Below are 25,663 nucleotides of genomic sequence, written 5' to 3' on the forward strand. Positions count from 1 at the left end.
GCGATACGCTAATTCTCATTGTGACTGATTCATCCGTTTCGCGCCCGCTTCTCCACGCGAGCGACCTCATCGGCTGCCGCTACCGGCTGAGCCTCGACCTCCGCGAGGGGCGGCTAGTCGAACCTGCTTCTCGCCATGAGCACCGCTTGCCGACGTCCATCGCGTCCATCCCCGGCCTGTACACAGTGGCCCCGGGGCCGGACGCTCACCTGGATACCCTTGAGGCCATCGCCTGCGGAGAAAGCGTCATCGCCGGTGGCGTGCTCATGCATGAGCGTCCGATTCCCGGTGGGGTGTACTCGGGAATCGACGAGATTTGCCACCCCGATCTGCTGGTCAAGGTCGATGATTCACCACAGACGACCTCACCGACGTACATGCCGGTCCTGGTTGTCACACGGCACCTGCTCTCTGCGCGCAAACCGGGCCGACGGCGTAAGCCGTCGTCAAGCAATGCGGCGCGTGCGGCGGCGATGCAGGTGCGACTGCTGGGCGTTGACCGGCTCGGACGTGCTGGCGTAATGGGGCGGACCCTGCGTCAGGCGATGGTTGTCACGGACGAGTGGAAGCTACGGCATTACGGACCCGATGCTGTGAAGCTTGGGCAGGCAGCGGCGATACTGCACCGCCTGGGCGTATCCTGTGGTCTGGTGGGGGCGATTAGTGCCACCGGGATGAACCTGGATACACGGCATATTGTCATTGCCGATGAAGGTTCGCGCGTGGCCTCGTACCGGATGGCGTTGCGGGACGCGCGTGATGCCGTCGCTGCCACTCAGGGGCGACCGTCACGGTTTACGCCAGGCACCTGGCCGCTGGCGCCACGGCGCATACGGGAGTGCCGAACCTGCCGTCACCACGACCTTTGCTTGGCTGAGCTGACCGCAAGTGACGACATTTCCCTCCTCCTACCTGGGGATAAGTCCATGCGGTTGCGCAGTGTGGGCATCGACACGGTCACGGCACTGGCGCAGGCGAGTACCAACACTCCGCACGTCAGCAAGGAGCAGGTGTGGATGGCGAGGGCGCGGCTTGCCGACGTCGATGCGCTCCGGGTAGCCGCTAAGACATCGGCCCCGCGTGGCGATGTTGAGATGGATATCGATATGGAGGCGTACCCCAACGATGGCGCCTACCTGTGGGGAACGTGGGTGCCTGGGGAGGACTACCGCGGGTTTATCACCTGGGAGCCACCGGGGCCAGAAGGGCTCGGTGGCACGGCGGAGGCCAGGAACTTTGCGATTTTCTGGGATTACCTGATGCGGCGTCGAAATGCGGCGCATGAACAAGGCAAGACCTTCCGCGCCTATTGCTGGGCGGCAGAGGGTGAGAACTATTGGCTGCGTCAGAGCGCCACCCGGTTCGGCGGCCAGGAATTTGTGGTGCCCGCAGATTCGGCGGAGCTGGCTACAGGCGATGCGGCTGGTTCCAGTTCCGAGGCAGCTGGCCCGACAAAGATTGTGCGGGTGCCGACCCGCGAAGAAGTGGACAAGTTCATTGCCTCGGAGGACTGGGTGGACATGCTGAAGGTCGCCCGTCGCCAGATCCTCTCCACCGTCGGCATGGGGCTTAAAGTCGTGGCCCCGTGGTCGGGCTTCCACTGGCGCGACGCCGATGTTGACGGCGAGGCATCGCTGGATCTGTATCGCATTGCGACGGCCACTGACCTCGACTTTGTCGCGGAACAGTCCTTTGAAAAGCTCACGCAAGCCGAGGCTCGCGCCATGCTGCTGCGCTACAACGGCGATGATTGCCGATCGGTAGCCCACGTCCGCGACTGGCTGGATTCACAGCGCGCGGCCGCGGACCTGCCGCATGGGGATGACCTGCCGGTTCCTTAACGCGCTAACCACGCGCCCACGTGCCGCGCCGGGCGAACTTAGGTGAGACCTTCTTCATCGCAGCATCGCGAATAATGGCCGTGTTCTTGCGGGCTAACAGCAGCAGCTGCTGTGTGCGCTCGGCACGGAATGTTGCGCGAGGAGAGCGGTGCACATCGCGGAAAAGCCGCTTCGTCGCCGCCAGCTGATCCGGCGAGCGTGTCGCCAGCTGTGCCAACTTCTCCTTGGACAGCTCAAGTGCAGCGTCCTCCGTGTCCACGGCCCACGTCGCCAGACCAATCTCAGTTGCTTCCTTGCCGTTGAGTTCTTCGCCAGACATGGTCAGCCAACGTGCAGTATCGGCGCTGACCTCATCGAGGATGGTTCGCATACCGGACATATCCGGAATCAGTCCCCACTTCGCTTCGAGGATTGACCACTTGGCATCGCTCGTAGTAATGCGGAAATCAGCACCTAGTGCAATCTGTAGACCACCGCCGTAGCAGTGCCCATGCACTGCCGCAATGACCGGCACCGGCAGGCGTCGCCAGTCCCAGCAGGCGCGCTGGAACAGGTTCGTGCCGTGGATATCGGGGACGAATGAGCGCAGAATGCGCGAGGGCTTCTTAAATGCCGAGGCGAAATCGAGTCCAGCGCAAAACGATTTGCCCTCGCCACGTAGGATTACGCCACGCAGATCACGGTCAGCTGCCAGTTTCCGAGCGACGGCGGACAGCTCGGTCAGCATCTCAAGTGTTAGACCGTTGAGTTTGTCTCCGCGGTCCAAACTGACGACAGCGATTTTCGCCGCCTCTGAATCAGCTACGGCGAGGTATTCATAGGCGACGTTGACATTGTTGCTGGTGTTCATGGGCACTAACGCTAAACGACGGCCACGTGTGCCGCCCGGGAAATACCAAAAGTGGTCTCAAACAAGACACAAAAACCGACCCGCTGAGGGTAAGTCCCGTCAGCGAGCCGGTAAGCCATCTTTAGCGCGCGGTAGGGACGCGTAAAAAACCGCGCGCTGTTAGCTGAAATTACTTGGCAGCTGCGAACAGCTCTGCAGCGTAATCCCAGTTGAAGACGTTCCAGACAGCCTTGACGTAGTCAGCCTTGACGTTCTTGTACTGCAGGTAGAAAGCGTGCTCCCACATATCCAGCAGCAGAACCGGCTTCAGGTTGATGGACAGGTTGCCCTGCTGATCAGTCATCTGCTCAATAACCAGGCGCTCTGCAATGGTGTCGTAACCCAGAACAGCCCAGCCGGAGCCCTGCAGGCCCAGAGCAGCAGCGTTGAAGTGAGCCTGGAACTTCTCGAAAGAGCCGAAGTCGCGCTCGATAGCCTCAGCCAGCTCACCGGTCGGCTGGCCGCCACCGTTCGGGGACAGCAGCTTCCAGAACAGGGAGTGGTTGGTGTGGCCACCCAGGTTAAAGGCCAGGTCCTTGGACAGGCCGGTAACAGCTGCGAAGTCGCCGGACTCGCGAGCAGCAGCGAGCTTCTCCAGAGCAGCGTTGGCGCCGTTGACGTAATTAGCGTGGTGCTTGCTGTGGTGCAGCTCCATAATCTCGCCGGAGATGTGCGGCTCCAGAGCGTCGTAAGCGTAATCCAGCTCAGGAAGTTCGTACTTAGTCATTAGGAAAATTCCTCCTCAACACGTTTTTAGGTTGTGCCGTTGATGGTACTCAAGATGAGCGGATGCGCAACCATTTAAGCAATACAATTAATGCGAAATTCATAAAAAATGCTGTTCAGGGATATCTGTCACAAGTTTATGAACGCGGCGGCTGAGTGCGGCGAATCCACTTACTCACGCGCTTGAAGCGCATTCCGGCTGCGCCACCCAGGTCGTCGTCAAGCGGAATGTCGAGGATGGAAGCCCACGTTGGCAGCATTTCTTCCTCGTACCGGTGGCCGTGACCACCGGGGACGGTGACGGAGGCGAGGCCGTCGATAAGCACCTGCCAGAAGGTGACGAACGGGTGCCAGCGCATGGAGGGGAGAACATCGCGGCCGACACGCTCTGCAAGCCAGTCGGGGCGGCGCCAGGCCAGTGGGTAATCCCACCAGACGATGGGGTCAGAGGCATGCTGCAGGAATGCGACGCGCGGGAATTCCCACGGCCCGAACTTGGTGCCATAGAAGGAGTGGTACAGCTCGTCGGGGCGCGTAGCGAAGCGGATGTTTCGCCCCTCGTCGATGACCGGAGCGATTTCCGGAGACCCCTTTGTCCGACGGTGCGTCAGCTCTTTCCACATTGCGGAGAACTGTGGTGCGCCCGTCCAGACAGCACCGTCGACGCGTGCGAGCATGTCAGCGGAATTCTCGAATGCGCCGAGACCGCCAAACCCGCCGAGGGATTCACCGGCGACGTAGACCTTTGGCCGGTCGTTCTCCGGCATCTTGTCGACTTCCTGCAACACCCGATGGATAAGGGTGTGGCCAGCCGCGATTGGGGTTTCGTGGTCCGTTAGCCATGCCACTGGGGAGGGGAGGTCAGAGTACTGCAGAGCGACAGTGGCGCAGTTGCCAAGGGTCAAGAACTCTGCAGCCTGCGCCGACCACGGTGGCACCCAACCGGTGCCGGTGGTGGTGAAGACAACCAAATGATCGCGCCGGAACGCGCCGGTGCGGTGCATCTCGCGGATGATGAGCTCCGCCTGTTCCCGCAGAGAACGACCTGGCACCTTGCCCGCATAAATGCGGATGGGTTCCTGCAGTTCGGAGAGCGGCTTGCCAGTGACCACCGCCAAATCTCGGGCACGGGGGCCTTCAGCGACGAAGACGCGCCCCTCGGCGCCGAGTGCGTACCACGGCTCCAAAGACCATGGACTTCCGGAACGTTCCGGCTCCCAGGGCTGCATGCGGCCTGGAACTACCAGGGTATTCAGGTATCGGGACTTCTTGGCGATGGACTCCAAAGTCCGACGGATAAGCAGTCGGTCAATGCTGGCGGCCACGGCACCACCGACGATGGCACCGCTGAGAACCGGGGCGAGACCGCGCGGCAGCCAGGGGCGGAGGTTGTCCCGCAGTAAGTCATAGCCGCGATTGGCCAGCGCGGAGAGCCCCCGAGTGGTCAGGTAGAGACCACTGGCAATCATTGTGGAAGCGAACTGGCTGCGTGCGGATTCCTGCTCATCCTTGCCCACCAGTCGGCCAATTTCGCGCTGCTGGGAAATAGAGCGCAGCCACAGCGCCGCGGTGGTGGCTGTGGTGGCAACATGCCAGGTCACGGCCAGTGCGCGCTCGTGTCGAGGTGCCGGCGCAAAGCGGTTGAGCGGAGTGCTGGCCAGACGCCGCATCGTCGTGTTGTAGCCATAGCCGATAGCCACCCCGGTGACATGGCCCGCCAACTGTGCCAGGAAGGTCACAGTAACGGTGGCGGTCCGAGTACGCGGCATCAGCGAGGGGCTAAAGGCAGCCCATGACGCAATTTCTGCACCAATTAGACCGGGGTTGGAGGGGATGCCCGCCCGCAGTGCGCTGCGGATAGTGCCAGGGCCGGTACCTAGGAGGCGTTCGCGAAAGACTTTGGTAGCCATCAGACTGCCGGTGCCGACTGCGCCCAGCGCTTTGGCCATGCCAGCTGTGCCAGCGACTCCTGCAATTCCCGTTCGCGCTGCTCGTGCAGCTCGCACTGTCCTGGTGGTTTCGATTGGCTGAGCTACAGGTGTGTTGCCCGTAGACGCAATCGAGGGCGCAATCGAAGTAAATGCGCGACGCAGGAATCTCATAAATCCCATCATGGCAAAATTTTTTCCACGGGGTTTATTCATCTCGCGCCAGTTTTCCGCACAAAGCGTAGCCTGTGGGGTGTCGCAACGTTTTCCGAATCGGTTGAGAAGGATTCGAGGGCTATGAAGCTATCCACAGGAAATAAGGTCGTGCTGATCGGCGCTGGCGACGTCGGCGTGGCATATGCGTACTCGCTGGTCAACCAAGGCACTGTCGACCATTTGGCAATCATTGACATCGACGAAAAGAAGACGATGGGCAACGTCATGGACTTAAACCATGGCGTCGTGTGGGCGTCGTCGCGCACCAAAGTCACTCAGGGCACGTACGCCGACTGTGGCGATGCCGCGCTGGTAGTCATCTGTGCAGGCGCAGCACAAAAGCCCGGCGAGACTCGCCTACAGCTGGTGGACAAGAATATGAAAATTATGAAGTCCATCGTCGATTCCGTCATGGCCAGCGGTTTTGATGGGCTCCTACTGATCGCCTCCAACCCCGTCGACGTACTCACATACGCCGCGTGGAAGTACTCCGGGCTGCCACACAACCGTGTCTTCGGCTCCGGCACCATCTTGGACTCCGCACGTTTCCGTTACATGCTGGGTGAATACTACGATGTTTCCCCGATGAGCGTGCACGCATACATCATTGGTGAACACGGCGACTCCGAGCTGCCGGTGTTGTCCAGCGCCAACGTTGCAGGCGTCAGTCTGTCCAAGCGCCTCGCCGCCGACCCCGCGCTTCACGACGAGCTGGAGGACATCTTCATCCGAACCCGTGATGCCGCCTACGAGATTATCGATGCCAAGGGCTCCACTTCCTACGGAATCGGTATGGGTCTGGCCCGCATTACGCGCGCCATTTTCCAGAACCAAGAGGTAGCTCTGCCGGTCTCCGCATACTTGCAAGGTGAATACGGTCATGAGGACGTGTTCATCGGAACACCAGCCATTGTGAACCGTCGAGGAATTCGCCGCGTTATCGAGCTTGAGCTGGACGAATACGAAAAGAAGCAGCTGGACAAGTCCATTCAGACGCTCCGAGATGTGCAGGATCCATTCTGGAAGTAACTGCTGGTAGCGAGAGTAGATGTCTTCTCGACATGCGCTTTCGGCCGTCTCATTTGAGAATGAGAATGCCCACCTTCTATTGGCCCGCGTGGCCGACTCTGGCCAACGCTTCGTCTTAAACACAGGAGTGCCTTCTCTATGGCAGCGCAGAGCCCTCAAGACACAGCAACAGCAACTGACAACACTGAAAGCGGCGCGGCCGTACCGCGTCTGGATGACCTCATCAGCAAGGTCACTGATCTGATCACAGAGTTGGACGACGTCTCGGTGGAGGCTTCTGCACTGCTCGCAGAGGTGCCGGAGGAGCGCCGTCGGCACGCGGAAAACCTGCTGCACTACGCACACCTGCGCACAATTGACATCCGTGAGCTGCAAAACAGCTTGCACGACCTCGGCGTGACCAGTCTGACTACGGTGGAGACTTTCACCCGGGGGCGCCTTGAGCTCGCTCTCAACGCGCTGTTGGCGCTGGCGGGGCGCACCTCAGACATCGATGTCGCCCGCATTATTGCCGACGATGAGCGCGCGGATATTGCCCTGGATAACAACGCCACCGAGCTGTTCGGTCAGGAGCGCGCGGATGTCACTTCGCACATTATGGTGACCCTGCCCGCCGAGGCCGCCGACGATGCAGAGTTGGTGGAGAGCTTCGCTGCCGCTGGCATGGATCTCGCTCGCATCAACTGCGCCCACGACGGCCCTGAGCAGTGGAGCCGCATGATTGACAACGTCAATGCTGCAGCTGAGAAGGCCGGTCGCCGCATCTTCGTGTCCATGGATCTGGCTGGCCCGAAGCTGCGCACAGGCGATATCGAACCGGGGCCGCGTGTGGGGCGCGCCCGTGTTGTGCGTGACGACGCCGGCACGGTCATCTCCAAGTCCAAGATTTGGCTGACTCCACGGCTGGATGAGCACCCCAAGCCAGCTCCGAGCGATTTGCCGGGGCGTCCCGCACTGCCGCTGGAAGCAGATCAGGGGTGGTTGGAGCAGCTGCAGCTCGAGGACGTCATCACGCTGCATGACTCCCGCTCGGCCAAGCGTCACTTCACCGTTGTGCGCATCGACACCGACTCCGAGGGCGAGGTCGAGGCTGTCCTCGCCGAGGGGGAGAAGAACGCGTGGATCGCCGAGGGCACACACCTGCGGAGCAACTACGAGGTCACGCGCGCTGGTGGTGTGCCACCGACCGTGCAAAAGCTGCGTTTCCACACTGGGGATGAGTTTATTCTCACCAGCCGTGAGGAAATCACCACCATTCCACGCACCGACGATGAAATTCCACGCGTCTCCTGTTCGCTGCCGTCTGCCGTGGCGGCTCTGAAACCGGGCGATCCGGTACTTTTCGACGACGGTGCACTTGGCGCTGAGGTGGTTGAGGTCTCCGAGACGTCGTCAAGCGAAGATAGTCACGTCGATGCCCGGCTGCGTGTCCTGCGTACGAAGCCGAATGGTCAGCCGCTGGCGGCGCATAAGGGCATCAATCTGCCGAACACCGACCTGCCGCTCAATTCGCTTACCGACGAAGACATTGAGCACCTGCGTTTTGTGGTGGAGCATGCGGATATTGCTGCGGTGAGCTTTATTCGCACGCAGGGGGATGCTGAGTACGTCTACAAGGTGCTCGATGAGATTGCGGCAGAACATGAGGCTGCGGGCCGTGAGGACCTGGCGTCGAAGGCTCGGAACCTGGGTGTTGTGCTGAAGATTGAGACTATTCCGGCATTCCAGAATCTGCCGGGAATCATCATCACCAGCATGAAGCGCGCCAAGTCCGGTCTGATGATTGCTCGTGGTGACCTGGCTGTGGAGCTGGGCTTCGACCGTATGGGTGAGGTCCCAGGCCAGATTCTGACGCTGGCGCAGGCAGCCGGTGTGCCGACCATTCTGGGTACTCAGGTGCTGGAGAACATGGCCAAGGCCGGCCTGCCGTCCCGCGCGGAGATTACCGATGCGGCCTTCGCCCTGCGTGCCGAGTGCGTGATGCTGAACAAGGGGCCGCATATTACCGAGGCCATCGCGATTTTGAACAACCTGGCCCGGAAGATGGGACGTTCGCAGCGTAAGAGCCGCATCATGCTGCGGAAGATTCGCAGCTGGTCGGACTAGTGGCTGGGTTAGGGGCCGGGCTAGTTTAGGTAGGTTAGGGGGAGCGCACCTAAAAACACCGTGGGAGAAAAGACTGCGGAAGAAGCCGGCCGCGCGTACGAGAGGAGCCCTGCGGAAAATGTCTAATGAACAGGCAGAAAACGCGGGGTGGGCTGTGCCGCCGCAGTCTCCAAAACAGCAGCCACAGCAGTCCCCACCTCAGGTGGTGCTGCCACCGCAGCAGAGCTGGCAGCCGACTGTCTCGGATTCGACCATCACCGGTGCGACACCGCGCTGGAAGGCCGATGAGATTGTTCGCAAGCGTGCGGACAGCGTCTTTCGATGGGCAATGAGCGGCGCCGGAGTATTCGCCGCATTTACCGTATTCATCTGGATGAGCATCCTGAGCCCCGGCCAGGATTTGGTGGTTTCCCTCCTCGGCGAATTGGGAGCATGGGCTTTCGGTCTCTGCGGAATGGTTTCCCTCATTGGTCTGGGTTTTTCGGTCTACAAGACTCTCCAGGTGCTGCGTGACCGCGCAACGTATGCCCGCCCACTGCTGTCGCGCACGGCAACGGATGTGCGCACGATGCACATGTGGCCAGTGCGCAACATCACGGGGCCCGTGGTCGCGTTGGCTGAAACAGGAGTCACTGCCGTAATGAGGCCAGGTCGCTTTATCTGGTATCTGGCCTGCGTTTTGTGGCCCCTTGCAACGGGTTGGTTTATCGCTGCCGACGTGTCCAGGACATACTTCCAGGCCGGAATCATCACTGTTTTAGCTTGTGTGACAACTGCCCTTACGGCGCGGCTACTCCGCTACGTGTTGGCTCCCGAGGAAGTGCATCGCAACATTCCCGTTGGGGCAGGTCGCGAGTGCACCCAGCCCGGTTTTTGGTCCAAGGGCTTCATCCCCAGCGAAGCTACCGATGAACAAGGGGAGGCGGGCGCGTTGGCCGTCGACAAGCAGCTTTTCGAAGGAACGGCGAGCGAATTCGTCGACGATTTTTATAAGTAGCCCAGGCAGTCGCGAATTACGGACTGCGAATAGGTATTCTGTGGCCTTGTGGGAAAGAAATCTCGTAAGAAGAATAATCAGGCCCCGGAGGGCATGAGCCGCCGTCAGGCGAAGCTGGCAGCCCGCGCTGCTGAGCGTGCAGCGTTGCTGGGCAATCCGCGTCCGTTCAAAGACTTCGACGAAGAGGCTGACATCGTGGCTGTCCGCGAGTTCGCTCCGGCTGTGGTCATTCCGGTCACGGTCGCTGACGCTGAGCGTGACATCAAGCTCTGCACCGTGCTGCCGGGTGGCGTAGCCGCACTGACGCGTGCCGCTGACCAGGGCAATGAGGCTTTCGTCGCGCTGCAGACGCAGGCTCGCACCAATGACGGCGCTGCGGATCTCTCCCGTGCGCTGGCATGGGCTCGCGATGCAGAGCCGGGTCAGCAGCTCTCGGCCGCTACTGACGGCGAGGCTGCACCGCTTACCGACGTCCTGACCGCCGTGGATCTCGACAACATGGAGGTCCACCAGGACTTCGAGTGGTGGATTCCCAAGGGCATTGAACGCACCCCGATGATCGAGCAGAACCTGGCCGTGGCTAACGACGCGATTCTCCCGTCATACCGCCTGGATGCGAAGGTGGCTGGTGCTGTGTGGTGGATTGATCCGGGCGAGCGCGCCCACATCCGCTGGGTGCGTCGTGAAGATGAGAAGCCGCTGCTGGATGCCTTGGCACGCGTGCACGCTGCGGACAACCTTTCGCTGGGAGAGGGCACTAAGTTCGCTGGTGTCTTCCGTACCGATGGCGTGCTGGTGCCGGTCTGGGACCTGGATAACACCAAGCCGCACGACCACTGGATTGCTGCCGTGGAAGAGGCCGACAAGCGTATCGCTGAGGCGCTGGCCAGCGAAGAGCCGCTGACCGCCGAGGAGCGTAAGTCCCGTGAGACCATCGTGTCCCGTCAGGTGACCATTCGGAACTAGGCGGAACTGGTTTAAGAACTAACGCGTGTGGCTCAGCGAAAAGCTGAGCCACACGCGTTAGTTGTCTCTAAGTTATCTGAAGCAGTTTTAGCTACTCTCTTGGCTATCTCAGCTCCGCAAAAAGTGTTGGCGCTTCGATTTCGTCCCAGAGCAGCACATTGCCCGCATAACCGGTATCCATGGCGCCTGAGGTGGGCACGGTAAGAGAATCGGAACCGAACAGCATGCGCAACATCAGCCAGGTCAGATTCCAGACATGGTCACCATCGCCGACGAGCACGGCCTTAGTGCCAGCATGGGCCAGGCGAATCCAGCGGTAGGGGTTGAGCCATACCGCAGGTGACTTCAGCCGTCCCATCAGCGCACTCATGAATTCACGCTGCCGCTCTACGCGGTCCAAGTCTCCCTGGGCGGTAGCACGCGTGCGCACGTAACCCAGGGCACTCGCGCCATCGAATTTCTGGCAACCGGCCTGAATATTCAGGCCTGCCAGCGGGTCGTCGATGGCTTCTTCAGGGCACATTTCGATGCCACCGACAGCGTCGACGACACCGGCGAAACCGCCAAAGCCAATTTCGGCGTAGTGGTCGATGTGAATCCCAGTGTTTTTCTCTACGGTGTCGATGAGCAACTGGGGGCCACCAAATGCGAATGCCGCATTGATCTTGTTTTTGTCATTGCCCGGGATATCCACGAAGGAGTCACGCGGGATACTGACCAACTTCGGCTTACCGAACACCGGAATGTGGGCAATCATGATGGTGTCTGTGCGCTGGCCGAAATCACCACTGCCCGTCGACAGCTTGGCGGCATCTTCCTCTGACAAGCCCGTACGAGAGTCCGAACCGACGAGCAACCAGTTGGAGGACATCGTATTGGCAGGGCGATTTGCCAGACCTGAGAAGGCGTCGACCCTGGTCAGGCGGATGTCGACAAGTGCCATCGTGACGACAAGGAAGATGACGACAACCAGGATGATGGATTTAAAGCGCAAGCGTGGCAGCCGCATGCGTGGCGTGCGGAAGCTCGACCTGGCACCGGCTCCGCCACGACTGCTGCGGCGTCCACCACGGCCAGAACTCGCTGCTTGTGGGGCACTGTAGTAGTCCTGCGACGAACCCTGCGAGGAAGATTGGAAATCCGCATCCGGGTTATAGCCGGGTGGAGGAAACCGCGGATCGCTGCCAGCGCGTCCGCTACCGGTCCGGTTCATCGGTGGACGGGACTCAATGCGCGTTTCGTTCAGTGGCGCCTGCCGACGTTCTGGTTGCGGCCTAGACCTGCGTGGAGGCATAGGCGCTGGGCGGGCTGCCCCTGCCCGAGAAGGGCGGTCAGGGCGGGGAGGGATGGGGCGTCGTGAAGCGCCACGCGAATCGGCCTCACGGGGGCGAGCATGCTTCGGCGACGCCTCGTCCACACGGCGGTAGATGGGGCGACCATAGCGATCTTTGAGCGGTCTGCCGTATCGGTCGCGGGCAATGCGCGAGTCGTCGAAGTTGCCTTCCATACCAATTAAGAATAGGCAACGACAGTGCACTAAGAGAACCGACACAGCAATACAAGTAGTGGTAGCGCTGGCGTTACCCTGCATGCGACGTGCTGAAAGGGTTTGGGACCGAAGAAGAATATGCTGGAAATATGTCCGCAATGAACCAGAACTACGAATGCGCAGTCAACGAGTCGGATGTTTATGTCAAGAGCCGACATGGTGTCCCTCGAGGGTTCTTCGCCTGTGAGGCGGCGGGGCTGGACTGGCTGCGCGAGGGCGAATCTGACGGTGGTGCGCGCGTCGTGGGTGTGCTGGGCGTGAGCGGGCATGCGCTGAAATTGCGTCGAATTGAGTCGATGGCGCCGAATCCACAGGCAGCGTACGAGTTTGGAAAATCGTTGGCTATTACCCACAATCTGGGCGCCGCTGGCTGGGGTGCCGGCCCCGATGAGTGGGAGGGGCACGGCTACTTCGGTCCGCTGGATCAGCCACTACAGATGGACCTGACTCCACGGGAGAGCTTCGGTGAATACTGGGCGAAAGGACGTCTTCTGCCTGCGCTGGGAAAGTTGGAAAACTCCTACAATAACCGTCAGCTAGATATCTTTGACCAGCTCATTGATCGGCTCTTGGCTGGAGATTTCGACAACGAGCCAGACGCCGCGCGTGTCCACGGTGACCTGTGGTGGGGAAACCTCATGTGGGATGCAGACGGCGCGATCTTGATTGACCCCGCGGCACACGGCGGAGCCCGCGAGGAAGATCTGGCACTGCTGGCGCTATTCGGGGCAACGCACTTCGATGAGATCTTGCGTGGCTACGAATCTGTACATCCCCTGCCGGATTTCGCCGAGAGCTGCGAACTCCACCAGCTCTACGCGGTGCTCATGCACGCGGTGCTATTTGGTGGCGGATACGCCGGACAGGCAGCGGCAATGGCAGCGAAGTACGTGCGTTAGCTGGCGTTAGCAGCCTCCAGCACGCTAGCGATCTCCAGTAGCTCTGCCTCACCGCAGTGCACCGCACCGATGTTGACGCTGGTGGCGGGGAGCTTCGCATTGGGTGTGCTGCCGCTTGTGCCCGGCACAGCAATTGGCACGGACACGCTTGCCCACCCAGTCAGATTCCACAGCGACAACCACGGTGTCCACCGGGTTTGCTCGTCAAAGTCCTCCCACGGCGCCAACGCAGAGAAATGCCCAATACGTGGCGGATCAAACGCCAGCGTTGGCGTAATCACCGCATCGACTTCCCAACGCGATCGAATCGCGCCGGGCAGAGCCATCCGCTGCTGATGTGTCGCCGCCGCCTCAGTTGCGGAAATCTCCTGGCCACAGGCGCGAATCCACTGCACGATCTCGGAGTAGTCCGCGCGCGGTAATTTCGTGGACATTCGCGTGATGGTCCGTCGAAAGATTTCGAACACGTCCGGACCTGCCGGGTCATAGGGGCTGGGCACTTCCACCACCTCATACCCGGCGTCGGCAAGACGGTCAGCCGCCGCCCACGCACCGTTTGCCCAGCGCTTATCGACGTCCACCTCAGCATGAAAAGGGCTGATAGTGACACCGATGCGTAGGGGGCGCTGGGACCGTCGGAAAACATGCGAGGTTGCGGAAAAGGGCACCCCGGCCAGTAGCGCTGCGTCATCGACTGTGCGAGTGAGAAAGGCAGGCGTGGAGAGATTTCCACCCGCAATATCGTGTGCTGGCTTCAACCCAACGAGGCCACAGCAGGCGGCAGGCACGCGGATGGAACCGCCACCGTCAGAGCCCAGAGCTGCGGGAACGACACCAGTTGCGACAGCCACCGCGCTGCCACCCGAGGAACCACCGGGAGTGCGTGGCGTGGTATCCGGTTGATTGGACAGCTGATCGGGCGCGGCGAAATAGGGGTTTTCCGGAGCCGGGTAGCCAATCGGCTCGGTGTAGGCCGTCATCCCAACCTCGGAGGTGTGCGTCGTCGACGTGAGGATGGCGCCGCGAGCCAGAAGTTTCGCCACGGGTTCCGAGGTTTCGGTGGCGGTGAAAGCCAAGTTGGCGGAGCCCATCGTGCATTTGACACCGGCGATGGTGAATAGGTCTTTGATCGCCACTGGCAGTCCCAGGAGGTCACGCGAGAGGCCGTGGCTAGCGCGCCGGGCGGCCTCTGATTGGGCAGTGAGGCTGCGTGCGCGGTCGACAGCGTGCTCGGCCAAGGACGTGGCAATACCGAAACGGGCGGGATTGGCCGCGGCGTCGTCGGCAAGCGTGGCGAATTCCGAAACGATCTCCGATACCGAGATTGCGCCACTGCGCACGGCTTCAGTGAGGGCGCGGGCGGGCATCTCGGAAGAAGAGGTCATGCAATAAGTGTAGAAGCCCTCTAATCTGAGCTTATGACGACGGTTACTTATTTGGGTCCAGCGGGCACATTCACCGAGCAGGCGCTGTGGGATATGGCGCGTGCTGGCGAGATTGATCCGGCAGGGGAATCCGCGGTCAATGCGGTGCCGGTGGATAGCCCCGCGGCCGCGCTTGGAGCCGTGCGCCGAGGGGAAGCGGACTTTGCCTGCGTGGCTATCGAAAGCAGCGTGGACGGTCCCGTCACACCAACTTTTGATGCCCTCGCTGCTGGGCCGGAGCTGCAGGTTTTCCGTGAAACCGAGGTCGGGGTGGTCTTCTCTATCCTGGTCTGTCCCGGTACGACGGCGGAACAGGTGCGTACTTTTACGACACATCCTGTGGCGTATCCGCAGGTCAAACAGTGGGTGGATGCCAACCTTCCGGGCGTGGAAGTTCATCAGGCCAGCTCCAATGCGGCGGCGGCTCACCAGGTCGCCGAGGGTACCCACGACGCTTGCGCTGCCCCGGCCCGCGCGGGTGAGCTGCTCGGACTTGAGGCGCTGGCCACTGAGGTCGCCGACGTGCGCGGTGCCCGAACCCGTTTCCTGCTGGTGGGGCGCCCTGGTGTGCCGACGCCGCGCACCGGCGCCGACCGCACCTCGGTCTCCTTCACGCTGCCGAACCAGCCCGGCACACTGATGCGCGCCATGAATGAGTTCGCAGTGCGACAGGTCAACCTCACCCGCATCGAGTCGCGGCCGACACGCGAGCTCTTCGGCCTCTACCGCTTCTACATCGACTGCAACGGCCACGTTTATGATGCACAGGTTGCGGCGGCTCTCGCGGCACTGCACGAATACGCCGAAGACCTGCGGTATCTGGGATCTTGGCCGGTTGCTGAGGGCGGTCGCCGCAGCATTATGACCCCGCCGCCGGATATCTCCCAGTCAATTGAATGGGTCGACGCGCTCAAGGAAGGACGAAGGTAAAACATGACACCCGCCGCGCTCGAAAATCCAGTTGGACAGCTGCCTTTCCTCGATGACCGCCCAGACCGCCCTGAATCTGTCATGCCGATTGATTCCCAGCGCATCATTTTCATCCGCCACGGGCAGACCACCGGCAACATCAACCGCCGCCTGGATACCGCATTGCCGGGCGCACCGCTCACCGACCTCGGTGTGAGGCAGGCGCGCAGTCTGGGACGTCTTTTGCTTCCCGACGTCCACAGAATCGGTGACATTGTCACATCCCATGCCCTGCGTGCACGCCAAACTGGTGCAGGCGCGGTCGCGAGTCTGCACCACCTGGGAGAGACTTCCGTTCGCATCCGCCATGAGGGTGGTCTCCACGAGATTCAGGCCGGCGATCTTGAGGGGCGCAATGATCGCGATGCGCACATGGAGTACATGCGCGCCTTCTATCAGTGGCTCAATGGAGAGCTGGAGTACCGCCTTCCCGGCGGTGAATCCGGTGCTGACGTGCTGAATCGGTACCTGCCGACGCTACAGCAGCTGCTGGAGCAGGCAGGAGCGACAGGTGGTGAATCCAAGGAGTCCAGGGAGGGCAGCAGCAAGGATGTCGTCATTGTCAGCCACGGCGCGGCTATTCGTCTGATTGGGCAGTATCTGACCGGGGTGGATCCGGAATACGCACTGCGACACCGCATTGCCAATACCGAGCGAATTGAGCTGGTTCCGAACGCAGCGGCCGTCGGCAAGCGTGCTGGCATTGAACCGGGCGCGTGGGATGTGCGTCGCTGGGGCGACAGCGAGTTGCCCTAGAAGGGAGCGAAACGGCGACCGTTACTGCTGACCGTTACTGCTGGCCCTCCTGAATCTCGCGGCGCTTCTGAGCTGCCAGGCGTAGGCGTTCTGTGCGACGCTTGGATTCCTCTTCGCTGATTTCGTTGAGGAGCTCTTCTTCGTCATCATTGATGTTCAAGGCGGCGCGCCCGATAAGGGCAACGGCCGCAGCGACGATGAAGCCGAGCCACGCGTTATCGATATTGGTGAAAAACATCAGAACGATAGTGACACATACGATAACGCCTGCAGCAGAATCAACAATGTTGAGCTGGCGGCCCTTTTTCATCAGGTTTTGCAGCTCTTGATCGACACTTTGATGCTGCGGATTAGCCGGGGTGCCCTGTGAACTCTCGGGGGAGACCTCAGCGGGCAGGTCCGCGAAGAGAGTTTGCAGTTCTGCCCGAGTTTTAGCGGAAGCAGCACTTTCGGCGCGTTTGGAGAACTCATCGACATCCAAGTAGCCATCAGCGAAATGATTGCCGAGACGCTCCATGGCAGCGTTGCGCTCCCTGTCGCCGACCCTGATTTCTGGCTTCTCGCTCGAGTTGTCGCTCATGGTTATTAAGGTTACAGGGAAGAAGAGGGGAGGGGACAGCATCGCGAGAGGAACGAGACCGTGCACGGCGGGACAAACTTATCCGTAGCCGAGTCGGTCCAAATCCTCCTCCTCGAGGCCGAAATAATGCCCGATTTCATGCAGGAGAGTGACCCGAATCTGCTCCACCAGCTCCTCTTCGGTGCGGCTGATGCGGCAGAGCATGTCGCGATACAGGCTGATTTGGTCAGGCGGACCCCAGTGGTTGTTAGAACGCTCGGTCAGAGGTATGCCCTCGTAGAGGCCCAGCAGTGTGGGGTCGTCGAGGTTATACGGGTGGACCTGGATGATGACCTGATCGAGCTGGTCGAGAAACTGCGTGGGGATGCGGTCGATGGCCTCATCGACAAGTGCATCGAACCGCTCCGGGCTAACGTCAACCATTTATGGTGCTGCCTCGCAATGTCCTCTTGTTTTACTGGCCGATTGTTCTACTGTCCTGCGGGAGCGACTGCGTTATCCACAGCGCCTGCTTCTGCACCAGTACCGTCGGCACCGACCTCACCGGCGTCACCTGTGCCAGCGCCAGCGCCAGCGTCACCCTGCTCCTCCCGCAGCGGATTGCGCGGCGGCGGAGCCACGGGCGGCTGGCCGTCGATAGTGAAGGACTCGTTAGCGTGGCCGTTGAGAGTGGAGAACCCGCCCTGGCCATTGTCTTTAATCAACCAGCAGTTCACACTGCGCGAGCCAGCATTGAGCGACTCCTGCGACAGTGAGGTCCAAAATGGCAACAGCGTTGAGTTATACAGCGGGTCGTCACCGCCGAGGTAATTCTGCGCGAGAGTCACACACTGTTCCGCGAGCACATCATTTTGCTCCTGGTCAGTGGGGATGTTGTCACCGAAATGGTTGCGGAGATTGACAATTCCCGTCGACTCCATCAGGTGATCTTCCACGCAAGGCACCTGGCGGATGGCGCCGCTTTCGTCCAATGTCACGCAACGGCCGCCCTCGAACACGCGGGACTGATCCTGCCCGGCCGCAGGCCCGGACATGTGCGTCGTGTTGCCGTCTTCATCGACGACCTGGATACCGCACAGGAAGGTTCGGTCACCCTTTTCCCACTGGCTAGGCGAAGGAATGATTGGCGCAGTGATAAAGCGACCATCCGGATCGTACTGGCCGCCCAGGTATTCAGTCACAGTGTCACGACACACGCCATTTTGCAGAGCCACCAAATTGTCCGTTGTCGGGTAGTTGGCAGTTTTTGCGTATTGCCCCGGATGTTCCTCGTAGTCGGCGAGGTTCAGTTTCTTGGCGACCTCATAAGCGTGTGGCTGCTCACAGGGCACGACGCGGAAGTCAGAAACATTCAAATCTTCTGCCAGATTCCAGTCCAGACAGTTGCCCGCGGTTGCGCTGGTGAACGCCGTCGTCTCCTTGTCAACGATGGTCGTCGTTGTCGACGATGACGCGCTTGCCGACGAGCCCTTGCCCCCAAGTGGCCCACTCGGTGGCTCGATGACTCCCGCTTGCAGCGCGAATGCCATTCCCGCGGCGCCGACCAGCATTGCCGTCGACAAAGCGCGCATTCCCCAGCTTCCACGCGAGTTACGGGAAGCGTTGGCATCGTTGCTGGCTGCGGAGGATGCACCAGCGCTGGCATCTGCGCCAGTACCTGCACCGGAGTCAGTGTCTGTGGCGGCAGCGTGCTCGCGATTCTGGTTCATATTGTCATCAGCCATAGTGACCCCATTGTGCACCGCCAATGAGCCTGTGGACAAGGTAACGCTCTGTCCGAGTTTGCGGTCCGAGTTTGCTCAATAACTTCAGGCACTACAATAGTCCGGTATTTGTTCGCTACCCGAGGACCCGAGTCTTGACCTGGACTGCACTACTCAGCCTGCTGGGCGTCCACATTATTGGTATGGCCTCACCAGGGCCTGACGTCTTCTTAATCCTGCGCCTTGCCACCAAATCCCGAAAGCATGCCATCGCAGCGGTTGCGGGTATCAGTACTGGTGCCACGATCTGGATGACCCTCACAGTGTTTGGGTTCGCAGCTGTCATCACCGCCAATCCTTTGCTGATGGGCGTAATCCAGCTCGTTGGTGGCTGTTATCTCATTTACATGGGTATCAGTATGGCCAAGGCAGGCATCAATACCCTCCGCGAACTGCGCGCCGGTGCCGCACCAGCCTTGGGAAGTGAGGCGCTCCGGTCACCGAAGGCGACGTTCCGCCAGGGTTTTTTCACAAACATGTCGAACCCGAAGATTGTTCTCTTCCTCACGGCAGTGCTTTCACAGTTCATTCCCGCAGGCGCATCCGTGGGGACGCTCGTGCTTTGTACGCTGGTGCTAATCGCCTCCCAAATCGCTTTCTTCCTATTTATCGCAATCGTGGTGTCGACGGATGCCGTCGTCAAGCGAATGGTGCTGGCAGGGCCGTGGATTGACACTGTCGCCGGCGTGATCTTCCTCGTCCTCGGCGCGCTGCTGGTCGCCTCAGGAGCGGAAGCGGCACTCTAGCAAGCCTTGTGCCTGCTTGCCGACGTAAACCAGGTACTCTAGGTGACGTGATTGATCTCAAATTTCTCCGCGAAAACCCTGAAGTAGCCCGCGAGTCCCAGCGCACCCGTGGTGAGGACCCGGCATTGGTCGATCAGCTGCTGGAAGCTGACGCTAAGCGCCGTGAGGTTATTGCCTCCACCGACGCGCTGCGTTCGGAGCAGAAGGGCTTCGGTAAGAAGATTGGTCAGGCGTCGAAGGAAGAGCGCCCGGCCATGCTGGAGAAGGCCAAGGAGCTTTCCGACGCCGTGAAGGCAGCCGAAGCGGAGCAGAAGGAAGCCGAGGCTGAGGTCGAGCGCCTGCAGTACCTGATTGGCAACATCGTTACCGGTGCGCCCGCCGGCGGCGAAGATGACTTTGTCGTGCTGGAGGAAATCGGTGAGATTCCGCAGTTCGACTTTGAGCCCAAAGATCACCTGGACCTCGGTGAGTCGCTGGGACTTATTGATATGGAGCGTGGCGTCAAGGTCTCCGGTTCCCGCTTCTACTTCCTGACCGGCTACGGTGCCATGCTGCAGCTGGCTATGATGAACCTGGCTGCTCAGAAGGCAACTCAGAATGGTTTCCAGCTGATGGTGCCGCCGGTGCTGGTTCGTCCGGAGACCATGTCGGGTACCGGTTTCCTCGGTGCGCACTCCGATGAGATTTACTACCTGCAGGAAGATGACCTCTACCTGGTCGGTACCTCGGAAGTCGCGCTGGCCGGCTACCACTCCAACGAGATTATTGACCTGTCGGAGGGGCCGCGTCGCTACGCTGGTTGGTCTTCTTGTTTCCGTCGTGAAGCGGGCTCTTACGGCAAGGACACCCGCGGAATCCTGCGCGTGCACCAGTTCGACAAGCTGGAGATGTTCTCCTACTGTCCGCCGGAGCAGGCGGAGGCAGAACACCAGAAGCTGCTGAACATGGAGCGCGAGATGCTGGCCGCGGTCGATGTTCCGTACCGCATCATCGATGTTGCTGGTGGCGACCTGGGTGCATCCGCTTCCCGCAAGTTCGATACCGAGGCGTGGGTGCCGACGCAGAACACTTACCGCGAGTTGACCTCGACTTCGAACTGCACGACTTTCCAGGCTCGTCGTTTGAAGACCCGCTACCGCGATGCCGATGGCAAGTCCCAGTACTGCGCCACCCTAAATGGCACGCTGGCTACGACGCGTTGGCTGGTCGCCATTTTGGAAAACCACCAGCAGGCCGATGGTTCTGTGGTGATTCCGGAGGCCCTGCGTCCGTTCATGATGGGCAAGGAAGTTCTCGAGCCGGTTAAGTAGGTGTGGCCCCGACACAGCCACACACTCACTTCACGACACCTATGGCACCTCATGCCACCTCCACAGCTGGCATGAGGTGCCATAGGTGTCGTGAAGTGCCCTAGGGGGCGTCCCTATGTTTTTGTCAAGCCTAAATCGGAGTTTTTAAGTGAAACTCTTGGGGGTAGGTTTAGACATGGTTATTGTGCCCATCAACTGGTGTTGGTGGGCCTGATTTTCGTGTCACAGGAGCAATTCCTGCATAGGCGGCCAGGTGGCCAGAGGATGCGAAGTCGGATCCATCACCGATGGAAAGCAAGATTTGTGCTGCGGTCTTGATACCGATTTCCGGCATACTCGATCCAAGGCCTCGGAGGCAGGGAAGTCCTCCAGCATGCCGTCGACCTGGCCGGCGATAGGTTCGCGTCGGCTCGCTGGGTTCGCGTGGGCTGGGCCAATTTTCAATTCCCAAGACGTGGGTGGGGTGACTGCGCTAAGAAGTAGGTGGGGGATTGAGTCAATAATTTGGCAAGAGGATCGATAGCAGCGGCATGATTGAACCAGGAAAAACTTCGCTCGAAGTTGACTGCGTATATGGACACAGCAGCATTCTTGGTGAGATTAGCGCGGAGATCCGTAAGGGGGAATTTGTCAGTATCACCGGCCCGAATGGGGTGGGAAAATCCACGTTGATTAGCACCATTGCTGGTGAGATAGAGCCAATCGAAGGTACTGTGCGGGTTGCTTGCGAGGGCGAAGAAACTTTCGTTGATCCGTCAAGCCCGCAAGGCGCTGGCTGCGTGACCAGCATTTCTGATCCAGCATTTCTACCGGACTTAACTCTCGGCGAGCATATTAACCTGGTTTCCCTGCGCACAGGTGTGGGAATGGACACGCTGCTGAGTCGGTTGGAGCCATGGCGCGTTGCTGAGTTGCCCAACACTTTGCCCAGTCGGCTTTCGAGCGGTCAGAAGCAGCGGGCAAACTTGGGAATCCAATTGGCGGTTGCGGCTCCGGTTGTTGTGTTGGATGAACCCGAGCGCCATCTCGATGCGGATTGGACTCGGCTGCTGTGCGCGCAACTTCGCCAAATGGCACAGTCTGGATTCACAGTGATTGTGGCATCGCATTCGCCAAGTCTCATCGATGAGGCAGACTGGGAGATTCGACTGTGAACCTTGAAGGCTTGAGTTTTCCTCTCAACGTATTTCAAGTAGTTGGCTTAGTAGGGATTATCTTCCTGCTGGTCATCATTGCGGAACGAATGGCTCCGCTGAGGTCCGTTGACCGCGACCGATGGGAATGGGAGTATCGCCCCGCACGTCGATTTCCCGGCATTGACCGCGACGGCTGGCTCCAAGTGCTGGTGTTCACCGTATTTGGGTTCGGCATTGGTGGGGTTTTCCGATATGTCCTTGGGGTTGCAAGACCACGTCGTTTAGCGACGGTGCTTTCTAATGGCGTGACACAATCGATGACTCGTGTGACCCTGATGTTCTTTAATGCGGAGCTGGCATCGAATATTTACGCTGCTTCCTGGTTGCGGAATGCGACGATCAAGGAACGGCCGTTTGTGCGCACTTCCTTGCCAGCGTTAATGCTGAGGAGGCTGGTGCGCCGTGGATATATTCCACTGCTATTTGTTGCGGTTGCATTGGCGGAGTTTTCGGTTGTCCCGCTGATTGGAAATGGTGGGCGCACACTTGTACTACTCTGCTGGGCGGTGCTTGCCTCTGCAGTATGGCGGGCGACTAGGCTCGAAGCGCCAGGTCAGCTGCCGTGGCGAGTGGCGATACTGAGCGTTGTGACCGTCCTGGGAATGGCCGTCCAATTCCTTCCGGGGATGCCGCTAAATCCCATGTATTCCATGCTGTGGGCGGCCGTGGCAATTGTCTATTGTGCACTTGTTCGAGGAAAACCACGGGAGACTAATGATTTTTCCTCGATTGAGATTGGTTTGGGCGCACCATTAGAAATGGGCAAGCTGGGGTATTGGTTTTCCGGCAGCCTTGCGATTATTCCGGCTATTGCATCGGAATTGATGGCGATTGCGCCGATTATGTAGGAGCTGCGGCTACAATGCTCCGACTAAGCGGTCGGGCTGCATCGGCGGGAAAAGGGGAGAAGGAGGGGGAGAGGCAACGTCTTCTACTAGGAGCTGTTGGCCTACAGCTCCTAGCTGTGAAGTACTTCGATTGCAATAGCGAGCAGGCCGGTGCTGACGGGCTGCGGAGTAACGCTTTGACCTGCCCGAATTACATCGACATGGTTTACGACACCCCAGTTTTCTTCCACGTGGCCTTCAGCCCAGCGAAGAGGGGAAAGACAAGGCATGCGGCCGAAGCTGCGACCGATGCCGTGGCAACACCGGCTTGGACTAATGCTGGATTGATCTTGGAGTTTTCTTCCGTGAGAACGCCGATCAGCTGAGCTGGAGCAATGGCGCAAGTGAGAGTACCTAGGGACGCGACGCGCAGAGTATCTTCGCGGTCATCTGCCTTGAGCAGCGAAGCAGCTGAGAATCCAGCTCCGACCGTAGAAACCACGAAGGGAAGAAGCAGAGTTTCCTTCGGTGCTGTCTTTTGAACTGCCTCGCCGTTTAGCTTCCATTTTGTGTGGACTTCTGAAGGCAACTGCTTCCAGCACCTGGCCAGTGCGACTCCGTGCGCAACCGTCACAGCCGCGGGGAGAAAAGCGGTCGCCTGCAGTGCGCGAGCCGGAATTTCAGAGATAACCTCACCGTCAATATCGTCCGGGCGGACAATCCCGAGCTTGGTGGCTACTGCAGCCCAATTGATAGACCAGCCAAAACCCAACAGGTGAGGTTGGAGAATCCGCGGGTCGTTCATATTCCACAGGGAAGCGCGACCGCGCTTGGAAAATACTCGAAGTGGGTTGCTGAGGTAGCGTCGCAAAGCGCTCGGTTCACCAACTTGCTCGGCGACTCGCTCGGCGTATTCGGTCGCCGTTCCCAGCTCTTCGGCCAGGTCCGCGTGGACGTCGTTAAGCTCTTGCAGAAGACTCTCCTGCTCGGCAATGATCGCCTTGCGTTGTGCGGGCGATGTTCCGATTTCGCGCAGTTTGTGGTCGATGGCGGTGAGGTAGGTGTTCATTGGGGATCCTCGGAAAATAGTGCGGTCATGTCGGCGGATAGGTCGATGAAATCCTGATGTAGCTGCGTGAGTGTTTGCTGTCCTTTGTCTGTTAGTGAGTAGTACTTGCGGGGCGGCCCCTTGGGGGATTCCTCCCAGCGATTGCTAATCAAGCCGTTGGTGGTCAGCCGCGAGAGTAGGGGGTAGACGGTTCCTGCGGGCGCGCTGAGGTGGGGGTAGGCGTTGAGCTTTGCGACGAGTGCCGCGCCATAGAGTTCTTCGCGAGAAATCAGCTTGAGAATGGCGAGCTCGAGTACTCCCTTCTTCAGTTGTGTTTGTGGGCGTTTGGGCATGGCGTTGTGCTTTCTTTCCGGCGGTAGAAGGAAGTTGTTTGAGTAGAATCCTTTTCATACCTAGTATCTTGTAATGCCAACTATACCCCCAGTAGTTTGTATTGCCAAGTACTGCACGCCTATACCGCACAGAGAGAACAGAACAAAGAAAAATGAGGGGCAATTGTCAAAAGACAATCGCCCCTCATCCCACCGGGTTGGCTCTATGAAGAACTTGTAACAGCTAGGAACCGGTTCGGTTCCTATTTAGCGTTCAATTAAATGCGCTCATCGAGCCAGGCAATAGCCGTCGCAATGGCCTGGTGCTGTGCCGGTTCATTGAATACCTCGTGGAACTGGCCTTCGAACTCGATCAGCTGCTTGTCGGTGGACGAGATGCCGTTGTACCAGTCACGCGAGAAGAACGGTGGCACAATCTCATCCTGGCCACCCATCATGACCAGGGTCGGCTCAACGAAGTCGACGGAGTTGGTGCCGTTGTAGGTGGCGGCAAACGCCATTTGTTGAGCCATGCCGAGCGAAAGCTTGGAGTTGTTGTACGGATCAGTGCCGTATTCATCACGCACTGCCTGGGAAGAAGAAGTTTTCGCACCCAGCGGGTTGCCAACCTGAATCAGGTCAGTGCCCGGCAGCGATGGGACGCGCATCTCGGTACGGTTCGGTACTTCCTTGAGCATGCGCGTGTTGAAAGTAGTCATGTCCTGGAACGGCAGACGCTGGTAAATCGTCGGCTGGGCTTCGCGCTCGACATCGGTCATGGCTTCTGGAGTGATGGTTTCGCCCTTGTCCGTGCCGCCGTAGGGGTTGAACAGAGCGCCACCGCCGTTGGCGACGATGCCATCGACACTGCCCGGGTACTTGATGCCGTGGAAGTCCACAGCAAGACCGCCCATGGAGTGGCCGAGCAGGAAGGTCTTCGTGCTCGGGTTCTCCGCCTTGGCCTTCTCTACAAGCATGTGTAGGTCATCGACAAGCGAGTGGAAATCATCGATGTGACCACGAGCAACTGGAGTGCCTTCAACCTGGCCCGTGTGGCCGTGACCGCGGTGGTCGAGGCGGTAGACGTTGTAGCCGGCGTTCAGAAGCTTGCCAGTTACCCACTCGTAGCGACCCAGGTGCTCTGCAGCACCATGCACGACGACGACAGTGGCCTTGGCGTTCGGAATGGTGTTGGACTTCCAGTAGATTTGAGTGCCCTTGCCATCCTCCGACGTCATATAGCCGTCGGTCACCGTAACGTGGCGACCGTCAACTGTAGTGGTCGGCGCCGGGGTAGTTGGCAGTTCGACCATCGCAGTGGACTGCGGGTCAGGGGTTGGCTCCAGCGGGTTTTTAATGAAATCCGTTGGGGTTGCTGATGCTGCCGGAGTGGCCAGTGCCAGCGTCAGGGCGGTGGTCACACTCGCAGTGAAAATCGATGCACGACGCATGATTGCTCTTTTCTATTTTCAATCGAGGAGCGGATGGTAGTGATAATAATTTTATTATAACAAACAAGCCCTGAATTTATAATAAAAATGGCTCGGAAAACCGAATCGGTTTTCC

The 25,663-nt window shown here is 59.6% G+C and carries 23 protein-coding genes and 1 pseudogene; 12 read left to right on the plus strand and 12 right to left on the minus strand.

Annotation, left to right across the window (positions count from 1 at the left end; genetic code table 11):
* The first annotated feature begins 20 nt into the window (after positions 1 to 20).
* Positions 21 to 1,841: a ribonuclease H-like domain-containing protein gene (locus tag HMPREF2651_RS05845; protein ID WP_070585999.1), complete on the plus strand. Its 1,821-nt coding sequence runs from the start codon at positions 21 to 23 to the stop codon at positions 1,839 to 1,841.
* Positions 1,842 to 1,845: 4 nt separating this feature from the next.
* Here the strand turns inward: HMPREF2651_RS05845 and HMPREF2651_RS05850 are convergent, their stop codons facing one another.
* The 3 genes from HMPREF2651_RS05850 to HMPREF2651_RS05860 all read right to left on the minus strand — a co-directional run bounded on the left by HMPREF2651_RS05850 (position 1,846) and on the right by HMPREF2651_RS05860 (position 5,558).
* Positions 1,846 to 2,691 (minus strand): crotonase/enoyl-CoA hydratase family protein, encoded by an 846-nt coding sequence (locus HMPREF2651_RS05850; RefSeq protein ID WP_049181884.1) that lies wholly within the window; start codon positions 2,689 to 2,691, stop codon positions 1,846 to 1,848.
* A 169-nt stretch (positions 2,692 to 2,860) separates the two neighbouring features.
* Positions 2,861 to 3,457, minus strand: a complete 597-nt coding sequence (locus tag HMPREF2651_RS05855) for a superoxide dismutase (RefSeq protein WP_005510435.1) — start codon at positions 3,455 to 3,457, stop codon at positions 2,861 to 2,863.
* A 136-nt stretch (positions 3,458 to 3,593) separates the two neighbouring features.
* Positions 3,594 to 5,558, minus strand: a complete 1,965-nt coding sequence (locus tag HMPREF2651_RS05860) for an alpha/beta-hydrolase family protein (protein ID WP_224786622.1) — start codon at positions 5,556 to 5,558, stop codon at positions 3,594 to 3,596.
* A gap of 123 nt (positions 5,559 to 5,681) precedes the next feature.
* Here HMPREF2651_RS05860 and HMPREF2651_RS05865 point away from each other — a divergent pair, with 123 nt between their 5' ends.
* The 4 genes from HMPREF2651_RS05865 to HMPREF2651_RS05880 all read left to right on the plus strand — a co-directional run bounded on the left by HMPREF2651_RS05865 (position 5,682) and on the right by HMPREF2651_RS05880 (position 10,698).
* Positions 5,682 to 6,629 (plus strand): L-lactate dehydrogenase, encoded by a 948-nt coding sequence (locus tag HMPREF2651_RS05865; RefSeq protein ID WP_049181879.1) that lies wholly within the window; start codon positions 5,682 to 5,684, stop codon positions 6,627 to 6,629.
* A 138-nt stretch (positions 6,630 to 6,767) separates the two neighbouring features.
* A complete protein-coding gene (locus tag HMPREF2651_RS05870) occupies positions 6,768 to 8,735 on the plus strand; it encodes a pyruvate kinase (protein WP_049181877.1) in 1,968 nt (655 codons plus the stop codon).
* A gap of 118 nt (positions 8,736 to 8,853) precedes the next feature.
* Positions 8,854 to 9,732, plus strand: a complete 879-nt coding sequence (locus HMPREF2651_RS05875; RefSeq protein WP_049181876.1) for a hypothetical protein — start codon at positions 8,854 to 8,856, stop codon at positions 9,730 to 9,732.
* Positions 9,733 to 9,780: 48 nt separating this feature from the next.
* The gene (locus HMPREF2651_RS05880) at positions 9,781 to 10,698 is read left to right on the plus strand and encodes a DUF5926 family protein (RefSeq protein ID WP_049181873.1); all 918 of its coding nucleotides are present in this window, start codon (positions 9,781 to 9,783) and stop codon (positions 10,696 to 10,698) included.
* A 103-nt stretch (positions 10,699 to 10,801) separates the two neighbouring features.
* Here HMPREF2651_RS05880 and HMPREF2651_RS05885 read toward each other — a convergent pair whose 3' ends face one another.
* Complete coding sequence (locus tag HMPREF2651_RS05885; RefSeq protein WP_239663078.1) at positions 10,802 to 12,205, minus strand: LCP family protein; 1,404 nt, start codon at positions 12,203 to 12,205, stop codon at positions 10,802 to 10,804.
* A gap of 131 nt (positions 12,206 to 12,336) precedes the next feature.
* On the opposite strand from HMPREF2651_RS05885, the gene HMPREF2651_RS05890 reads away from it, so the two are divergent.
* Positions 12,337 to 13,146, plus strand: coding sequence for a fructosamine kinase family protein (locus HMPREF2651_RS05890; protein WP_049181870.1), 810 nt, complete (start codon positions 12,337 to 12,339; stop codon positions 13,144 to 13,146).
* Here HMPREF2651_RS05890 and HMPREF2651_RS05895 read toward each other — a convergent pair.
* Positions 13,143 to 14,531: an amidase gene (locus HMPREF2651_RS05895; protein WP_049181869.1), complete on the minus strand. Its 1,389-nt coding sequence runs from the start codon at positions 14,529 to 14,531 to the stop codon at positions 13,143 to 13,145. The genes HMPREF2651_RS05890 and HMPREF2651_RS05895 overlap by 4 nt on opposite strands.
* Before the next feature lie 33 nt (positions 14,532 to 14,564).
* Between HMPREF2651_RS05895 and pheA the strand changes: the two genes are divergently transcribed.
* Both pheA and HMPREF2651_RS05905 read left to right on the plus strand, forming a co-directional pair.
* Positions 14,565 to 15,500, plus strand: coding sequence for a prephenate dehydratase (pheA, locus tag HMPREF2651_RS05900; protein ID WP_049181867.1), 936 nt, complete (start codon positions 14,565 to 14,567; stop codon positions 15,498 to 15,500).
* 3 nt (positions 15,501 to 15,503) lie between these two features.
* Complete coding sequence (locus tag HMPREF2651_RS05905) at positions 15,504 to 16,295, plus strand: histidine phosphatase family protein (RefSeq protein WP_049181865.1); 792 nt, start codon at positions 15,504 to 15,506, stop codon at positions 16,293 to 16,295.
* Positions 16,296 to 16,329: 34 nt separating this feature from the next.
* Here the strand turns inward: HMPREF2651_RS05905 and HMPREF2651_RS05910 are convergent, their stop codons facing one another.
* From HMPREF2651_RS05910 to HMPREF2651_RS05920, 3 genes are all read right to left on the minus strand, one after another.
* Positions 16,330 to 16,875 (minus strand): DUF1707 SHOCT-like domain-containing protein, encoded by a 546-nt coding sequence (locus tag HMPREF2651_RS05910; RefSeq protein ID WP_049181863.1) that lies wholly within the window; start codon positions 16,873 to 16,875, stop codon positions 16,330 to 16,332.
* A gap of 78 nt (positions 16,876 to 16,953) precedes the next feature.
* Entirely contained in the window at positions 16,954 to 17,298 is a 345-nt protein-coding gene (locus HMPREF2651_RS05915) for a metallopeptidase family protein (protein WP_049181860.1), read from the minus strand.
* A 47-nt stretch (positions 17,299 to 17,345) separates the two neighbouring features.
* Positions 17,346 to 18,599 (minus strand): septum formation family protein, encoded by a 1,254-nt coding sequence (locus tag HMPREF2651_RS05920; protein WP_246817336.1) that lies wholly within the window; start codon positions 18,597 to 18,599, stop codon positions 17,346 to 17,348.
* 134 nt (positions 18,600 to 18,733) lie between these two features.
* Between HMPREF2651_RS05920 and HMPREF2651_RS05925 the strand changes: the two genes are divergently transcribed.
* Positions 18,734 to 19,384 (plus strand): LysE family translocator, encoded by a 651-nt coding sequence (locus tag HMPREF2651_RS05925; RefSeq protein ID WP_049181857.1) that lies wholly within the window; start codon positions 18,734 to 18,736, stop codon positions 19,382 to 19,384.
* A 47-nt stretch (positions 19,385 to 19,431) separates the two neighbouring features.
* Positions 19,432 to 20,694, plus strand: a complete 1,263-nt coding sequence (gene serS / locus HMPREF2651_RS05930; protein ID WP_049181855.1) for a serine--tRNA ligase — start codon at positions 19,432 to 19,434, stop codon at positions 20,692 to 20,694.
* 208 nt (positions 20,695 to 20,902) lie between these two features.
* Here the strand turns inward: serS and HMPREF2651_RS05935 are convergent.
* Positions 20,903 to 21,048, minus strand: a pseudogene (locus tag HMPREF2651_RS05935) (transposase); the annotation flags it as partial.
* Between the two features lie 176 nt (positions 21,049 to 21,224).
* On the opposite strand from HMPREF2651_RS05935, the gene HMPREF2651_RS05940 reads away from it, so the two are divergent.
* The gene (locus HMPREF2651_RS05940; RefSeq protein WP_038626981.1) at positions 21,225 to 21,848 is read left to right on the plus strand and encodes an ABC transporter ATP-binding protein; all 624 of its coding nucleotides are present in this window, start codon (positions 21,225 to 21,227) and stop codon (positions 21,846 to 21,848) included.
* Between the two features lie 11 nt (positions 21,849 to 21,859).
* Positions 21,860 to 22,738 (plus strand): hypothetical protein, encoded by an 879-nt coding sequence (locus tag HMPREF2651_RS05945; protein ID WP_141746484.1) that lies wholly within the window; start codon positions 21,860 to 21,862, stop codon positions 22,736 to 22,738.
* Positions 22,739 to 22,943: 205 nt separating this feature from the next.
* Here HMPREF2651_RS05945 and HMPREF2651_RS05950 read toward each other — a convergent pair whose 3' ends face one another.
* From HMPREF2651_RS05950 to HMPREF2651_RS05960, 3 genes are all read right to left on the minus strand, one after another.
* Positions 22,944 to 23,786 carry a DUF5808 domain-containing protein gene (locus tag HMPREF2651_RS05950; RefSeq protein WP_049181852.1) on the minus strand — a complete coding sequence of 281 codons (843 nt, stop codon included), beginning with the start codon at positions 23,784 to 23,786 and terminating at the stop codon, positions 22,944 to 22,946.
* Positions 23,783 to 24,118, minus strand: coding sequence for a PadR family transcriptional regulator (locus tag HMPREF2651_RS05955; protein WP_038626974.1), 336 nt, complete (start codon positions 24,116 to 24,118; stop codon positions 23,783 to 23,785). Before HMPREF2651_RS05955 ends, HMPREF2651_RS05950 begins: the two co-directional genes overlap by 4 nt.
* Before the next feature lie 257 nt (positions 24,119 to 24,375).
* The gene (locus HMPREF2651_RS05960) at positions 24,376 to 25,548 is read right to left on the minus strand and encodes an alpha/beta hydrolase (protein ID WP_038626972.1); all 1,173 of its coding nucleotides are present in this window, start codon (positions 25,546 to 25,548) and stop codon (positions 24,376 to 24,378) included.
* Positions 25,549 to 25,663: the final 115 nt, after the last annotated feature.

This window comes from Corynebacterium sp. HMSC063A05 (assembly GCF_001809695.1).
Classification (GTDB): domain Bacteria; phylum Actinomycetota; class Actinomycetes; order Mycobacteriales; family Mycobacteriaceae; genus Corynebacterium; species Corynebacterium amycolatum.

What these genes read in the sequence shown, in the direction of transcription:
- HMPREF2651_RS05910 (WP_049181863.1), bottom strand. Translation starts at nt 16,875, where the DNA reads ATGAGCGACAACTCGAGCGAGAAGCCAGAAATCAGGGTCGGCGACAGG.
- HMPREF2651_RS05905 (WP_049181865.1), top strand. Translation starts at nt 15,504, where the DNA reads ATGACACCCGCCGCGCTCGAAAATCCAGTTGGACAGCTGCCTTTCCTC.
- HMPREF2651_RS05920 (WP_246817336.1), bottom strand. Translation starts at nt 18,599, where the DNA reads ATGGCTGATGACAATATGAACCAGAATCGCGAGCACGCTGCCGCCACA.
- HMPREF2651_RS05915 (WP_049181860.1), bottom strand. Translation starts at nt 17,298, where the DNA reads ATGGTTGACGTTAGCCCGGAGCGGTTCGATGCACTTGTCGATGAGGCC.
- HMPREF2651_RS05860 (WP_224786622.1), bottom strand. Translation starts at nt 5,558, where the DNA reads ATGAGATTCCTGCGTCGCGCATTTACTTCGATTGCGCCCTCGATTGCG.
- HMPREF2651_RS05885 (WP_239663078.1), bottom strand. Translation starts at nt 12,205, where the DNA reads ATGGAAGGCAACTTCGACGACTCGCGCATTGCCCGCGACCGATACGGC.
- HMPREF2651_RS05865 (WP_049181879.1), top strand. Translation starts at nt 5,682, where the DNA reads ATGAAGCTATCCACAGGAAATAAGGTCGTGCTGATCGGCGCTGGCGAC.
- HMPREF2651_RS05895 (WP_049181869.1), bottom strand. Translation starts at nt 14,531, where the DNA reads ATGACCTCTTCTTCCGAGATGCCCGCCCGCGCCCTCACTGAAGCCGTG.
- HMPREF2651_RS05875 (WP_049181876.1), top strand. Translation starts at nt 8,854, where the DNA reads ATGTCTAATGAACAGGCAGAAAACGCGGGGTGGGCTGTGCCGCCGCAG.
- HMPREF2651_RS05850 (WP_049181884.1), bottom strand. Translation starts at nt 2,691, where the DNA reads ATGAACACCAGCAACAATGTCAACGTCGCCTATGAATACCTCGCCGTA.
- HMPREF2651_RS05955 (WP_038626974.1), bottom strand. Translation starts at nt 24,118, where the DNA reads ATGCCCAAACGCCCACAAACACAACTGAAGAAGGGAGTACTCGAGCTC.
- HMPREF2651_RS05950 (WP_049181852.1), bottom strand. Translation starts at nt 23,786, where the DNA reads ATGAACACCTACCTCACCGCCATCGACCACAAACTGCGCGAAATCGGA.
- HMPREF2651_RS05890 (WP_049181870.1), top strand. Translation starts at nt 12,337, where the DNA reads ATGTCCGCAATGAACCAGAACTACGAATGCGCAGTCAACGAGTCGGAT.
- HMPREF2651_RS05960 (WP_038626972.1), bottom strand. Translation starts at nt 25,548, where the DNA reads ATGCGTCGTGCATCGATTTTCACTGCGAGTGTGACCACCGCCCTGACG.
- HMPREF2651_RS05855 (WP_005510435.1), bottom strand. Translation starts at nt 3,457, where the DNA reads ATGACTAAGTACGAACTTCCTGAGCTGGATTACGCTTACGACGCTCTG.
- HMPREF2651_RS05940 (WP_038626981.1), top strand. Translation starts at nt 21,225, where the DNA reads ATGATTGAACCAGGAAAAACTTCGCTCGAAGTTGACTGCGTATATGGA.
- pheA (WP_049181867.1), top strand. Translation starts at nt 14,565, where the DNA reads ATGACGACGGTTACTTATTTGGGTCCAGCGGGCACATTCACCGAGCAG.
- HMPREF2651_RS05870 (WP_049181877.1), top strand. Translation starts at nt 6,768, where the DNA reads ATGGCAGCGCAGAGCCCTCAAGACACAGCAACAGCAACTGACAACACT.